Consider the following 16,054-nt stretch of genomic DNA (forward strand, 5'->3'; position numbering starts at 1 on the left):
ATAACAACAACATATTATGAAAAAGATCGCGTCAATATCGTTGATTATTTCGGGAATACTCATGCTTTGTTCCGGATCAACGTTTGCTCAGGAAATTTTGACGTTGGAAAAGGCTCTGGAGATCGCTTATCAGCAAAGTCCTTCCATCATTCAAAGTAAAATGAGTCTGGAACAAAGTGAGCTGGCCCTGATTCAGCAAAAAGCCTCGTTAAAATCACAATTCAGTTTGAACCTGAGCCCGTTTCAATACACCAGAAGCACGTCGTTTGACGATTACAATACACAATGGTATACCCGAAAATCCATGAGTTCCGGCCTGGACTTCAGGATCAGTCAACCGATCAAGTGGACGGACGGAACGCTTACACTTAGCAACTCGTTTAACTGGCAAGATGACGATAACCAATCTTTCGGAGCCAAGAGTACCTCTTTTTCAAATAATCTTAGCTTAAACCTGGAGCAACCGATCTTTACCTACAACAAGACCAAGATGCAATTGAAAAGGCTGGAATTCAACCTTGAAAAAGCAAAAATACAATACGCTCTAGCCCAACTGAACATCGAGAAGAACGTGACCGCAGCATTTTATGGCGTTTACCAGTCTTATAAAAGACTCGTTACGGCTCGGGAAGCTTTCCAGAGTCAAAAAGAAAATTACGAGTTAATCAAAAATAAAGTGGAACAACATTTGATCGCCCAGGAAGAACTCTTCCAGGCGGAAGTAACCTTAGCCACGAACGAGAATTCTCTCGCCGACACGGAAACTAGTTACGAGAATACCAAAGATCAATTCAAGCAAACTTTGGGGTTACCCTTGGATATAGACATCAGCATATTACCCAACATCCAGATTGATTCGGTTCACGTGGATGTGAATCAAGCCGTTAAATACGCCTTGACTCAACGTATGGAAATCCGCCAACAACAGATTGCCATTGAAGAAGGTATTTTTAGCTTGATCGAGGCAAAGGATAATAACAAGTTTAAAGGTAGTATCTCCGCCAGAGTAGGTTTGATGGGCCAAGGTGATAAATTCAACGGAGCTTTCTCGAAACCGGATGACAACGAAACGATCGGGGTTACCTTAACCGTTCCTATCTGGGACTGGGGGGCAAGAAAGGCAAGTATTCGCAGTACGGAATTATCCAACGAAAACACGGAGATCAGCAACGAGGAAGAAAGAAAATCCATCATGCTCGAAGTACGTCAGATTTGTCGAGAGTTACCCAAATTATTACGCCAGATCGAAATCGCCCGCCAGACAGTCAGAAACGCAGAGCGCACGTACGACATCAACGTCGAGAAATATCGTAGCGGAACCCTTACCGGTATGGAACTGAAAAACCAACAGACCCAGTTAACTGACGCAAAAAACTCATTGACGGATGCCATCATTTCATACAAATTGAAATTACTGGATCTGAAAATCCAAACCCTGTGGGATTACCAGAATAACAGGTCTTATTTACCGGTTGATTTATTGAAATAAACCCTAACACAAAATATAAAACAAAAACGCTATGATCAACAAATCTATAAAATATATCGGGGTGATTCTACTGGCTTACACCTTGAACGCTTGTAACGAGCAACGAATGAGTTCTTCTTCAGAGACAACCACGCCTGTTTGGCTTGCCGAAGTCGGGAAACGTGATGTTCGGGAATTAACCACCACAACAGGAACAGCCAAAGCAGCCAAAACGGTGGAAGTGAAATCCGAGACAAACGGTAAATACGAGCTGATGATCAACCCCAAGACCAAGCGTCCCTACAAGCTGGGAGACATTGTCGAGGAAGGGGCCGTGATTATCAAGCTGAATAATAAAGAACACGAAAATACCGTGTCGTTACCAACAAAAAAAATGCAGGTTGATATCGCCAAGAAAGAGTGGGAAGGACAAAAAGCCGTATTTGAAAAAGGCGGTGCCACGGAAAAAGATGTACTAAATGCCGAAAGTAGTTACATACAAGCGCAAACAGCATTGGAAACGGCATACTCTGATCTGGCAAAGCTCTCGATCAAAGCCCCTTTCAAAGGAGCCATCGTCAGCCTGCCGTATTTCACCCCGAACGTGGAGATCGCATCGGGCGAAACGATGGTCGGGTTGATGGATTACAGCCATATGTACATGGAAATCGCATTACCGGAAAACACGATCGATAAGGTGAAAGTGGGTCAAAAAGTGTTGGTCACCAATTATAATATCAAATCAGATACACTGTCCGGCCTTGTTTCCCAGTTATCCCCGGCAATCAACGAGGATACCCGCACATACACCGGATACATCACGATCAGCAACCCGGAACTGAAACTACGTCCCGGTATGTTCGCGAAAGGAGAGATTATTACTTTGCAAAAGGATTCAGTTATTGTTATACCGAAAGACATCGTTAATTCCCGTCGGGGAGGAAACCGGATTGTCTACACGGTGGAACAAAACCGGGCCATGGAGAAAATCATCACAATTGGTATCAGTGATGACCGTTTCATCGAGGTGGAAAGCGGTCTGAACCAAGGAGACAAGATCGTGGTGAAAGGCTACGAATTCCTGAGAAACAGAGGCAAAGTAAAAATCATGAAATAAAAAGACATGAACAGCATTACCAAATTTGCAGTAAAATACCCGGTGAGCGTGTTAATGCTCACGCTGGCGGTATGTTTACTGGGAACCATATCTTATAATAAGTTAGGGACAGATCTTTTCCCTGACTTGAAAAATCCCGCTCTTTACGTGGAAGTGAAAAGCGGTCAGAGACCACCCGAAGAGGTTGAAAAGCTAATCACTACCAATGTCGAATCGACTGCCGCACGTCAGGAAGGCGTGAAGAGCGTGTACAGCGTCACGAAAGTCGGGTACACGAAGGTTACCGTGGAATACGGATGGGATCAGGACATGGATGCCGCTTTCCTGGATTTACAGCGAAGTGTCTCTTCTCTTTCTCAAGATGAAACCATCGAAGAAGTTAACGTTACCCGTTACGATGCCAACGCGACACCAATCATGACCATCGCTCTCACTCATAACGAGGTGAAGGACATGAATGAATTGCGAAAGATCGCAGAAAATTACATGCGGAATGAACTCGTCCGGGTAGATGGAATCGCAGATATTCAATTGAACGGACAGGAACAGGCTATCGTCGAAATATCCACGAATCCTTATATGTTGGAGGCATTCGGATTAACTGCCGACGGGATTGCCTCGCAAATCACGGCCATCAATCAAAATGTTTCCGGGGGAACGATCACGGACGGGGATATTCAATACACGGTGAAAGGGGTAAACCTGATTACCAGTCTCCAAGATATTGAAAATATTATCGTGGCATTTAAAGAGAATTCTTCCAGCGGAAGTTCCTCTTCCACGGAATCTACAAGCAGTTCCAGCAAGACAAAAGCCCCGGTATATTTAAAAGATGTGGCCTCCGTGTCCATTCGCAACAAAGACCCGGAAAATTTGGCCCGTTATAACGGAGAACGCTGTCTGGGAATCAGTATCTACAAAGAAAATAAATATAACACGGTAAATGCCGTGGAAAACTTGCTCGCCAAGATTGATGAATTTCGCAAAAGTTTACCGGGGTATGATTTCCATATCATCAGTAACCAAGGAGAATTTATCGGGAGTTCCATCAAGGAGGTTAAAGATTCCGCTTTAATGGGTATCATCCTCGCCGTTATTATACTTTATATATTCTTGCGACGAGTGAACATGACATTAATCGTCAGTCTCTCTATCCCGATCTCGATCATAGCCACGTTCAACCTGATGTACTTCAACGGTCTTTCCATTAACATCATGACGCTGGGAGGACTCGCACTGGGTGCGGGAATGCTGGTCGATAATGCCATCGTGGTGATGGAAAATATCTTCCGGAATATGGACGAGAACAACCTGCCGCCCACGGAGGCAGCCGTGAGGGGGACCTCGGAAGTAGCGGGAGCAATCACGGCTTCCACCTTAACCACGATCGTGGTATTCCTTCCAATCGTGTACCTGCAAGGTGCCGCCGGGGAGTTGTTCAAGGAACAGGCGTGGACGGTTAGTTTCTCGCTGTTATCCTCCCTTTTTGTTTCTATCCTGTTTATCCCGATGCTGGCATCGAAATTCATGCGGAAGAAAGACAACATTTCCAGTCACGCCATCACGATCAAAGGTTTCGGAAATTTCGTCGGGAAGATCCTTAAAAGGAAATACTTGGTGATTGGCATCGCCACAGCTCTCATGATCGTTTCTTACTTGATGTTACCATTCATTGGCATGGAGTTCATGCCTAAAACAGAATCGAAGGAGTTCTCGATTCTTGTTACCATGGAACCGGGAACAAGGTTAAAAAGTACGGATAATGCCGTGGGAACCATTGAAGATGCCATCCGGACTCTAGGACAGGATGATATTGAATGGCAATACACGCTGGTTGGCCCATCCAACCTTGAAAGTCAAAGCGGGGGAAAACTGGAATCAGAGAATCAATCCCAAATTAAGGTAAAGATAAAGAAAGATTCTAAGCTGGATGCCGATTACTTTATCACGAATATTAACGAGAATTACCCCTTGCCGGAAGGCGTGGAAATTTCCTACGAGAAAGGAGAATCCGCCCTACAAAGTATTCTGGGAACAGAGGGGGCACCGCTGGTAATCGAGGTGAAAGGGGAAGAACTTGAATTGCTGGATGAATTGTGTACCGAGATAAAAGAGAAAATCACTGGAATTCCCGGTATATACGACATCAAATCTTCCTTGGAAAAAGGAGCCCCGGAGGTGAATATCAAGATTGACCGCTTGAAAAGTGGAATCTACGGGATTGACGTTGCCACGGTAAGTAACCAAGTCAGCGAGAAACTGGCAGGTAAGGATGCCGGAACTTTCGAAACACAAGGCGAGACTATTGACATCAATATCAAGGTTCCCGAAGTGACCCTTTCCGAAATCTACGATATTGAAATCATACAAGGCGAGAAGAAATACCGTCTCGGAGAGATTGCAGACATAGAAATCGCGTCGGCTCCGAAAGAAATTAACCGGGTTAACCAAAGCCGGACGGGCATCGTGACCGCCATGATCGAGAAACAATACTCACTAAGCCATATAACCCCTGCTATTAAAGCTAAATTGTCCGAGGTTGAATTCCCGGCCAAGTATTCGGCTAAAATAACGGGAGAGGAAGAGATGCGACAAGAGTCATTCAGCGGGTTGGGATTCGCCCTGTTTTTATCTATTCTATTAGTATATATGGTGATGGCGGCACAATTTGAATCCTTGCGCCACCCGTTCACGATCCTGCTGACTATTCCGTTAGCCGGCGTCGGGTGTATTTTGGCATTCCTGCTCACCGGACAAACACTCAACATGATGGCCTTTATCGGTATTATCATGCTGGCGGGTATTGCCGTGAACAGTTCTATCATACTCGTGGACGCGATCAATCGCCTGAAAGAAGAGGGTCATCCCCTGGAAGAGGCTATTAAAATGGCAGCACAGCATCGTGTGCGTCCGATCATCATGACCAGTGCCACCACGATTCTGGCATTGCTACCCATGTGTTTCGGATTCGGTGAGGGAGCCTCATTGCGCTCCCCCATGGCACTTGCCGTGATCGGTGGTTTGCTGACCTCAACCATCATGACGCTGATCGTTATTCCGTGTGTGTATTACGTTATTGACAGAAAGAAATCATGAACACGATTATAAAAAGAAGGGTTCTTGTATCGATGCTTTTCATCGGGCTGGTACTTATGGGAATTTTCTCCTATAAACACCTCCCCATGGAATTATACCCCAATGCCGAATTGCCGGTGTTGAGCGTGAGCATTAGCTCCGAGACAGAATCCGACCCTTCCTATATAGAAAATCAAGTAGCTATTCCCGTTGAAGGAGCCGTCAGTGCCCTTAACGGGGTAGAAAAAATAGAAACCCAGATTTATTCGAGAGGAGGACAGGTAACCGTCTCTTTCAAACAGGACGTTGATCTGAAATACACCTTTCTACAACTGGAAGAAAAGATAAAAAGCATCACCCCGAATCTGCCTGATAATTTCAGGTTAAACGTGAACAAATCTTCTTCGGGTTCTGCCAGTGATATGTTCATGAACCTACGAATTCTCGGGGAGGACGACATCGACTACGTGCGCAATATCGCCGATTCAGAGATTGTTCCCTACCTGGAAAATATCGACGGGATCGCTAATGTAACCATCATGGGAGGACGACAAAAAAGCATCGAAGTTATTGTCGATCCGGAAAGATGCAAAGCATTGAACATCACGACATCAACGATCAGCAGGGCCATTTCGAGCAACTTGGCGGAAAAGAGTTTTGCCGGTTCGGTTTACGAGAACAACAAACGTTATTTCGTCAACGTAACAGCCGAATATCTTGCCACAGAAGACTTGGGAAGTATCGTGGTTGCCAGTGGCCCGATCCAGTTGAAGGACATCGCTGAAATCCAGTTCGGTGTGAAGGAAGAGGAATCCTACGCCCGTACTAACGGGAAAGAGGTGATTTCCTGCATCTTGTCAAAATCACCGATGGCTAACGTGATCGACCTTTCCGAAAAAGTCCGGCAAGAAATTGATCGCCTAAACGGGGAATTAGAATCCAAAGGGGTTCTTATTGAAGTGGAAGATGATGCGGCCGATGTGATGAATAAAAATATTGACCAGATCATTGATCTCGGACTTTCGGGAGCCTTACTGGCCATATTCGTGTTGTTCCTGTTCCTTCGGAAAATACGGATCATTTCCATCGTGGCTTTTGCCATCCCGATTTCCGTGTTCTCGTCATTCTATTTCTTTTATCTATTCGGAATAACGATCAACACGTTAACCCTCACGGGTATCGCCCTTGCCGTCGGTATGTTACTGGACAATTCTATCGTCGTCATGGAGAATATCTACCGGCTGAAAGGTCTGGGAGTTTCCACCGATGAGGCTTGTGTTCGGGGAACTACCGAGGTATGGAAGGCAATCATGGCGGCCACAGTCACCACAATTACCGTGTTCCTGCCTTTCCTTTTCGCAGACAATTATCTAGTCAAACTGATCGGGGAACATATCGGCATCTCTATCGTGGCAACGCTTACCATATCGTTGGTCGTGGCATTACTATTGATTCCGATGGCGGTAAACGCTATTTTGCGCAAGACACCGGAAGATGTAAACTTCAGCAACTTATCAATCCATAACAGATTGGTGCAGATATATGTTGCCATACTCAAGATGTCACTTCGCCGTCCGGCACAAGTAATCATTATCGCTCTAGTCACGTTACTGGTTACCGTGGTTCTGTCCACCTCTTTAACCTTGAACACGCTGAAAGAGGTTGAATTGAATACGTTCAACGTGTATATCACCCCGCCAACGGGCTACACGCTTCAAAGGACCGACGAGATGATCCGGCTTTTCGAGGACGAATTACTCGAAGTTCCGGAAATAAAAGAATTCTCTTCCAACGTTATGAAAGAGGATGTCCGGCTTACGATTCGATTGAAAGATGATTACCAAAAGATCAATAAGAAATCCCTCATCCAACTGAAAACCGAAGTACTCCGGTTGGCCGAGACGGTCAATATCAACCAAATCAGCCTAGAAGCCAGCGAGAGCAGCGAGAACTTCAGAGGAAGTAGCGGTGGCGGTGGAATGCTTGGCAATAGTTCCTTGCTCAGAATGATGGGTATGGGCAGTCAAACAGAAAAAGTGATAATCAAGGGGCAGGATTTCGAGTCTATGGCGAATTTTGCCGAATATTTGAAATATCAACTTGACGATCTGGATAACATCTCCAATTCCCACATTTCAGTTTCCCAAGGAAGTACGGTCTCCAAAATATTCTTTGACCAGTACCTCATGGGAATGAACGAGGTTGAACCCAGTAATGTAAGCCAGGAGCTTTCCAATTTCCAGCCTCAAAGTAAAGCTGAGGTAAAATACAAAGCCGGGAACCAGGAATATGATATCCTGATCCGGGATATCAATTATGATGAGGACGATCAGAAGACACAAACCCGGACATTGGAAGATTTACGCAACCTGGAAGTCACGAACAAGAATAACGGGTTAGTCCAATTACGGAGTTTCAGCCGCATCAACCTAGGACGTGACAAAGGAAATATCACTCGCATTAACCAGGAAAAGGAGGTGAACCTCGTTTATATGTTCAATTCCGACATCAACGAATCAAAGGATTTGCTGGAAGCCGCACGGGAGGAGATTGACGAACTGGTGCAAAGCATGGATGTCCCGACGGGTATCGCCGTGGAGGTCGTACACGAGGAAAACGAAATGGATGATTTTATCTTCCTTATTTTGGCCGCATTCATTTTGATTTACATGATTTTAGCTGCCGTATTTGAATCAACCACGGCTCCCATCGTGTTGATGTTTACCATCCCGCTGGCCGCTATCGGTTCTTTACTGGCGTTATTATTCACGAGCAATTCATTGATGAATGCCAATGTTTTCGTGGGTTTCATTATCCTCATTGGTATCGTGGTGAATAATAGTATCATCCTCATCGACTACACTTCTTTACTCCGTCGGAATGGAAACCGTAAACAACGAGCTATTATAACGGCCGGGTTATCCCGTTTAAGACCGATTCTGATCACGGCAATCACGACGATCGTGGCCATGATTCCGTTAGCTATGGGGCAAGGAGAATATGTGTCCGGACTGGGAGCCCCGTTTGCCATCACCGTGATCGGGGGACTTACCATGAGTACGCTGTTGACTCTGGTCATTATCCCGACATTGTATTCCGGAATGGAAGATGCTTTATACCGCCTACGCACGCAAAGTCTCTTCATGAAACTATTGCAAGTCGTGCTTTTCGTCGTGGCCGTAATCTGCGTTTACTTCTGGACCTATACCCTGTTGAACCGGATTCTATACGTGATCCTGACGGTTATTCTCGTACCGGGAGTGACCTGGTTCTTGGAAGACAGTTTACGTCGGGCGCAAAGTAATATCATCCCAGCTGACGAAGAGTTGGAGATCAAGATATGCAATCTTGTCAAAGTGTACGGACGCCCGTCACGTTTCAACCGGGAATGGACTTCCGGTTTGAAGATCCGGGAACGGCTCGGCCTGCAAGGGAATTATCGCGAATGGCGGGATATGCAACCGTTGTTATGGTCGTTGCCCGTGCTGGGATTCATGTATTATTTCACGTTCAGCTACCAGGTACTGTTCTTCTGGGCAATTGTTTTAGCCTTCATTACCTGGACGATGACGCTAAGTATCATGAATGTTTTCCGGGAGTTCTGCGAGAACCGGAAACAGACCGTCATTGCCAAGATTCTACGGATCATTGCTATCGTCATTTATTATGCCGGCCCGATGGTAATCCTGATTTGGGCAAGCAAGAAATTCGAGAACAGCGGGGGGGCCATCTTCCTCGGTATGTTCTGGTATCTCGGTATTGCTGCCCGCTACCTGTCCAACAAGATCAACAAGGAGAACATCAATATTGACTTAATCGACGGTCGGTTCCGTATGTTGAAAAAGACTATTTTCCGCCTGGCTTCCAAGGCTCCGTTTATCGGGGTGAAGAAGAAACCGTTCAAGGCGTTGAATTCCGTTTCCATGGAGATACATACCGGAATGTTCGGTTTGCTAGGGCCTAACGGAGCCGGTAAGACCACGTTGATGCGTATCATCTGTGGGGTCTTCGAACAGAGTTACGGGAAGATATTCATTAACGGCATCGATACCCAGAAGAAACGGGAAGAGTTGCAAGGTTTGATCGGTTATTTACCGCAGGAATTCGGGACCTACGAGAACCTCACGGCATGGGAGTTCTTGGAGTACCAAGCCCTGTTGAAAGGAATATATAACCAAAAGATACGTCATAACCGGATAGCCGAAGTACTTTCTGCCGTGCATATGTACGAGAACAAGGACAAGAAGATCGGAGGTTTCTCCGGTGGTATGAAACAACGTATCGGTATCGCACAAACCCTGTTGAACCTGCCCCGGATACTCGTGGTGGATGAACCGACTGCCGGTCTGGACCCGCGGGAAAGAATCCGTTTCAGAAACTTGCTCGTGGAATTGTCCCGAAACCGGATCGTGATTTTCTCTACCCACATTATAGAGGACATTGCCAGTTCCTGTAACCAAGTCGGCGTGATCAACAAGGGTATTCTGAAATACAACGGTACGCCAAGTGACATGGCTAATATCGCCAAGGATGTTACCTGGACCTTTGAGGTTCCGGTACGGGATTTCGCAAAATTACCGTCCGACATGCTGATCGTTCACCACATCCGCCAAGGCGATATCATCAAAGTACGTTGCCTCAGCGAGCATAAGCCCACCGAGACCGCCGAGAAGATTCTCCCGGCCTTGGAGGACTCTTACTTGTGGTTGTTGAGAAGTGTGAAGATCGAGAATAAAGAAGAAATTATAACACAATAAAAAGATTTAGCGATTTATGATTGACGATTTCGTGATTCTAAATTCTAAATTTTACATTTTACATTAACGCTATGGTGCAATTTTGGATAACCCTACAAAAGCTGGTACAATATAACATCAAGATTATATTCGGGAATAAATTCCTGTATTTCATGTTGAGTGCCCTCGCCTTCTACGTGATCACGGTGATCGTGAAATTACTGGGAGACGACGAGATCACGCAGGCAACAGCCTACTCCATGTTGATGTTACCGAGCATTCTGTTGGTTTTCTACCCGATGTGTTTCGGCATACAGAACGATCAGGACGCCAAGATCGTGGAGATTATTTTCGGAATCCCGAACTATAGTTATAAGGTCTGGTTATTACGCCTCATCATTTCTTACGTGATCTGTTTCGTGATTACCTGTTTCCTTGCTCTATTAACGGATTTGGCTATCGTGTCGGTTCCCCCGATGGGACTGACCCTACAAGCCATGGTCCCGGCTCTTTTTATCGGCACGCTTTCCTTCATGTTAAGCACAATGATCAAGAACGGGAACGGAACTTCCGTGGTGATTATCATTATCGGACTGTTATTCTCCATGATACAGGGAGCTATCGGGGATAGTCAATGGAACATTTTCTTGAATCCTTACGATGTTCCCATTGACAAGAACCCGCAGATATTCTTCAACACGGTCTTCCATTGCCGGATGAATATGTTGATCGCCTCAGTCCTCTTTATCATCTTCGGACTGAACAACACCCGAAACCGGGAGAAATTTATATAGAAGAAATCGGGGTTGTCCCAAAAGTCATTTTATTTCGTAAAACTCCTCCGTCACTTCGTGCCACCTCTTTCTTCCCCTGCCTGAGGGGAAGTACCCCGAAGGGGGGAGGGAGTTTGAAAACACCTTGTTTTGTGTATGTCTGTTCTTTTGTTACCTTTGTTCGCAAATACTACTATCAAGTGAAATTTTCGTCTTTTTTTAAGAAACTCTATTCATCTAATAAGAAGGATTAGTACATGAAATATTTTATTGAAACCCTAACAAGCAACAGCAAGAGCGTGGAACTACCCGAAGAGTTTAATTATTTCGGGAAACTGATTGGCAGTTGGAAATTTGATTATGTCGATCACAACATATCCTGTTCGACTAAAGGAGAATGGCATTTCTCGTGGATCCTTGAGGGAATGGCGGTACAAGATGTTATTATTCTACCTTCACGAGAAACCAGAACAGAAATACCACATCCCCTCACCGAATACGGCACGACACTTCGTGTCTACAATCCAGCCACGCACACTTGGGACATTGCCTATTGCTATACAGGAAGAATCATGCGCCTTGAGGCAAGAAAACAAGATGATATGATTGTTCTCACGAATATTGACGACGAAAAGAAGAAATGGGCTTTCGTCAAGATCGAGGATAACACATTTCATTGGCAGAATGTAACCGTAAAAGATAATGGTGAATGGCTTATAAATGCGGATTTATATGCCGTGCGTACACGATAAGCATTTTGCACGGCACACCTTACTGCAAGTATAAATATTCTTTATTCTTAAACATCATGGCATAACAGCTCATATAGTAAATATACAACACGATTCACCCGACATACAAACATAATTGAATGAAAAACCAATTCTATAAAATAGGAAATAGGAATAAATAGACTTCTGCAAGAATAATTTCAACGTCTTATGTAAGCTATGTCATTTTTTATAATTTTGCGGAGATTATCACCATAAAAATAAAGAAATGAAAAAAATCTTGTATGTATTATGTCTGCTTACGACTCTTGTAGCGTGTAGTGATGACGATGACAAAATTATTACCGATTATGACAAACCGTACACGAAGTTACCCTCTTCCGAATTAAGAACTTTAATCGAAGACAATATCAGTTCATGCGAAGCGTTGGTCAAGGAGTTTAGTGAGATGGAGGAAAATAATGAGATATTCGATTTAATAAGGTATTATGGTATAAACTTGAGTTTCAATATTTCCGATTTGATAAACTCCCGAAGTTCAGACTCAAGCAAAGAAAACACATTTACCGGAATGAAATTAGTTTGGAACAAAGACAAACAGGATTTCGACACGACTATCAATGCAGCCGGATTCATGGAAGTCCTCTTCCCCTCTTCCAAAACAGATCAGTCCAAAAATGATCTTCGTTTCATTGCAACGATTGATTATAGTACCGGTGTCTGCCTTAAAATGGAAGTTTACAAGGGTGAAGAAATTCTATTACACAAAGTACAGCAATATAACAAAGAAACTTCCGAAGCCATACAAATAGTAAAATGCCCTCCTTACAGCCAAATGGTCAAGATGGAAATAAATTACGATGATATTGTCTCCCGATTTATCATGAGAAGAATGCCCAAAGAGGTCATTGTACAAAAGGACGGAGGAGATTATTACAGCCTTTCAATGAATATCGAAAATGGTAACTTAGATTTAGTGACAGATTTCAATAACATCCGGATTCGCTCAACATTCGAACAATATAACAGCATACAGGCGTTAATTGAGGAAATATATTACACGAACGAAGGACGTTATGACGAGTTGGTTACAGAACTTTTCAGAAAAAATATGCGAGAAAGTGTTATTGTTTTCACGGATAAAGATGAGAAAATCGGAGAATGGGAATTCGTGGAACTAAAACGAGGCGCAGAAAGTCCTTTCCCTCTTTGTAAATGTATGTTCCAAGACGGAACAGAATTATTTTTCCGGTTATATACATTTATCTAGTTTCCTATAAAGATTTCTTTCCCCGGTTTTCAAAAAGAGCCGGGGAAATTTCTGTCTAATGAATCCCTGTACGCCCCAATTTCTCGTTTAGTTTACGACGAATGACATTGATGGCATTTTTGCGCTTAAGGAGTTCCACGATTTGCGAAGGATCTTTACTATTCTGTGATTCAAGAATGCGATTATCTATATCCCGAGAGAGCATTTCCACTCTTCGCATCTTGTAATTATCTAGTATCTTGGGCAGAAGTTCTCCGAGTTTCATCTGTTCCGTCTCGACAAAACTATCCATCTTGTACCAAATCTTACTTAACTCGTAAGGTTCACTCAAGATATTGGCAGCCATAGTACTAACTTTTATATCCGGGTAAGAAATAAAATAACGGGCCGGGATAAACGACGGAGACTCATACTGACGTTGATATTCCTGTTGCATCGTACGGAACACGGGATTCAACAATTCCAAATCATCTTCCCCAAGTTCCCGGATAATGAATTCCCCGACACTCACACTTCGCATATACCCGTTACGTTCCTCCTCGTACAACTCGCTATCCCCGAATAAAAGCAGGTAACGAATCAACACACTTTCCTCGATGTCACAAGGAGTCGCTCCTCGTGTCGGGGTTGTTACCTTCAATTCCGGAGTCGTAACAGGAGTTTTAGAAGGTTGTTCCTCGTTCTTCAAGCGAACCTTGGCAATCTCGGTATATAAAACTCGTTCCTCAACATCCAACTGGTGTGCAGTTTCCCGCACATAGACGGAACGCACGATGTTATCCGGAATCTTGGCAATACTTCGCACGATGTCCGTGATTAGGCGAGCCCGTTCAACAGGATCATCCCCCGCAGTACCCAGCAATAATTTAGTCTTGAAATTTATAAAATCCGTCTCGTTATTTGCGATAAAGTCCGCCAAATCTTGCGGCGTATGACTCCGGGCAAAAGAATCCGGGTCCTCCCCGTCCGGCAGTAAAAGTACCCTCACATTCAATCCCTCTTCCAGCACGAGATCGATTCCCCGCAAAGAGGCCTTGATCCCGGCAGCATCCCCGTCATAAATAATTGTCACGTTCGGGGTCAACCGACGAATCAACCGGATCTGTTCGATCGTCAAAGAGGTTCCCGAGGAAGCCACCACGTTCTCAATTCCTTTCGCATGAAAAGAGATCACGTCCGTGTACCCTTCCACCAAGATGCAGCGATCTTGCTGCACGATTGATTTCTTAGCAAAGAATATCCCGTAAAGGGTTTTACTCTTGTGATATATCTCGGACTCCGGGGAATTCAGGTATTTTGAAATCTTTTTATCGGCTGTCATCGTTCGTCCCCCGAAAGCAATCACCTTACCCGCCAAATCAAGCACGGGAAACATCACCCGGGCTCGGAATCGGTCGAAAAGTCCTTTCTCGTTCTCGATGGTCAATCCTGTCTTCACGAGAAACTCTTTCTTGTAGCCCTTTTCCTGAGCTGTTTTCGTGAACGCCCCCCAACCTTCCGGGTTATAGCCCAAACCGAATTTGCGAATCATCTCGTCACTGATACCTCGTTGACGCAAGTAACCCAATCCCACGGAACGCCCCTCGTCCGTGTTCCACAGTTGATATTGAAAATACTCGTTCGCATATGAAGAGACAATTAACATACTCTCCCGTTCCGTCTTCTCCTTCTTCTGTTCCTCTGTTAATTCCTTTTCCTCAACCGGGATATGATATTTCTCGGCCAAGTATTTCAATGCCTCCACGTAAGACATCTGCTCGTGTTCCATGATAAAATTCACGGCATTTCCCCCTTTCCCGCAACCGAAACATTTATATATGCCTTTTGCCGGGGAAACGGTGAACGAACCTGTCTTCTCGTTATGAAACGGACACAGCCCAAGATAGTTCACGCCTCGCTTTTTTAAACTCACGAAATCGGAAACCACCTCGTATATATCCGCCGCATCAAAAATTTTCTGTATGGTAGCCTGATCAATCATGACACAAAGATAGGATAATGGAATTGAAAATGGAGAATTGAAAATTGAAAATGATGTAATAAGATTAAAATCATTGAAAAGTTGCGCCCGACAAGAGTTTTAACAATACTTTAACATACATGTCGTATTAGTGGAACAATATTTGTATACTTTTGCACGTGGAAACGTTTTAAACACGTTTCGTTTCCACGTACAAACACTAAGACATCAGCTATGGAAGAAAACATAAAACAAAAAAGGGAACTTATAGCCGCTATCTCGGATCTTTTTTTGAGATTTGGATTGAGAAGTACCTCCATGGATGATATAGCGAATCACTTGAAAATTTCGAAGAAAACACTCTACCAACAGTTTGCCAATAAAGACGACGTGGTGGAGCAAGTGATGTTGTACAGGAGAGATGAAAAAATAAAAAACACGGATGTTAATCAACTAGCCAAGAAAAACCCGATCGTGGTCATGAGCGAAATTCGGGATTTCATGGTGAGTGACTTGGGTAGCCGCTTACCTGCCAATCATTTTGATTTAAGGAAATACCACCCGGCCGTGTACGAAAGAGTAGCCAAGCAAGAAGAGGAGTCAACGAAGAAGTTTCTCGTGGCATTACTGGATAACGGTATAAAACAAGAACTCTTCCGGAAGGATATTGACAAAGAATTACAATTGTACCTGTTAGGCAAACAATTGCACTTTTTGAAAGATCCTGAAATCACCAGTAAGCTTGAATACCCGATTTCGGTAATTATTTCAACGATCTTTATCAATTTTATTTACGCTATATCCACAGAAAAAGGTCTAAAAGAATTTGAACGCTTAAGGAACACGGCAAAACGACCAGAAGACGGATGATTGATTTTTTGGTACGAGTTTTGTAACGAGAGAAAAAACATTTGAAATTTCCCG

General features: G+C 44.1%; 9 protein-coding genes. 8 read left to right on the plus strand and 1 reads right to left on the minus strand.

Going from position 1 to position 16,054, the window contains the following annotated elements; genetic code table 11:
• The first annotated feature begins 16 nt into the window (after positions 1-16).
• The 7 genes from F1644_RS11325 to F1644_RS11355 all read left to right on the plus strand — a co-directional run bounded on the left by F1644_RS11325 (position 17) and on the right by F1644_RS11355 (position 13,170).
• On the plus strand, positions 17-1,489 hold the full coding sequence (locus F1644_RS11325) for a TolC family protein (RefSeq protein WP_229782345.1): 1,473 nt from the start codon (positions 17-19) through the stop codon (positions 1,487-1,489).
• Positions 1,490-1,520: 31 nt separating this feature from the next.
• Entirely contained in the window at positions 1,521-2,585 is a 1,065-nt protein-coding gene (locus tag F1644_RS11330) for an efflux RND transporter periplasmic adaptor subunit (protein ID WP_087419046.1), read from the plus strand.
• A 6-nt stretch (positions 2,586-2,591) separates the two neighbouring features.
• Positions 2,592-5,681, plus strand: a complete 3,090-nt coding sequence (locus tag F1644_RS11335; RefSeq protein ID WP_118304537.1) for an efflux RND transporter permease subunit — start codon at positions 2,592-2,594, stop codon at positions 5,679-5,681.
• Positions 5,678-10,417 (plus strand): efflux RND transporter permease subunit, encoded by a 4,740-nt coding sequence (locus F1644_RS11340; protein ID WP_118304538.1) that lies wholly within the window; start codon positions 5,678-5,680, stop codon positions 10,415-10,417. The genes F1644_RS11335 and F1644_RS11340 overlap by 4 nt, the downstream gene beginning before the upstream one ends.
• 71 nt (positions 10,418-10,488) lie before the next feature.
• Complete coding sequence (locus tag F1644_RS11345) at positions 10,489-11,190, plus strand: hypothetical protein (RefSeq protein ID WP_051465918.1); 702 nt, start codon at positions 10,489-10,491, stop codon at positions 11,188-11,190.
• Between the two features lie 236 nt (positions 11,191-11,426).
• Complete coding sequence (locus tag F1644_RS11350; RefSeq protein ID WP_118304539.1) at positions 11,427-11,921, plus strand: hypothetical protein; 495 nt, start codon at positions 11,427-11,429, stop codon at positions 11,919-11,921.
• Positions 11,922-12,168: 247 nt separating this feature from the next.
• Positions 12,169-13,170: a hypothetical protein gene (locus F1644_RS11355; protein WP_118304540.1), complete on the plus strand. Its 1,002-nt coding sequence runs from the start codon at positions 12,169-12,171 to the stop codon at positions 13,168-13,170.
• A gap of 55 nt (positions 13,171-13,225) precedes the next feature.
• Here F1644_RS11355 and dnaG read toward each other — a convergent pair whose 3' ends face one another.
• The gene (gene dnaG / locus F1644_RS11360; RefSeq protein WP_087419051.1) at positions 13,226-15,151 is read right to left on the minus strand and encodes a DNA primase; all 1,926 of its coding nucleotides are present in this window, start codon (positions 15,149-15,151) and stop codon (positions 13,226-13,228) included.
• A gap of 213 nt (positions 15,152-15,364) precedes the next feature.
• On the opposite strand from dnaG, the gene F1644_RS11365 reads away from it, so the two are divergent.
• Positions 15,365-16,000 (plus strand): TetR/AcrR family transcriptional regulator, encoded by a 636-nt coding sequence (locus F1644_RS11365; RefSeq protein ID WP_087419052.1) that lies wholly within the window; start codon positions 15,365-15,367, stop codon positions 15,998-16,000.
• Positions 16,001-16,054: the final 54 nt, after the last annotated feature.

Origin of the sequence: Butyricimonas paravirosa, from assembly GCF_032878955.1 — a bacterium.
Classification (GTDB): domain Bacteria; phylum Bacteroidota; class Bacteroidia; order Bacteroidales; family Marinifilaceae; genus Butyricimonas; species Butyricimonas paravirosa.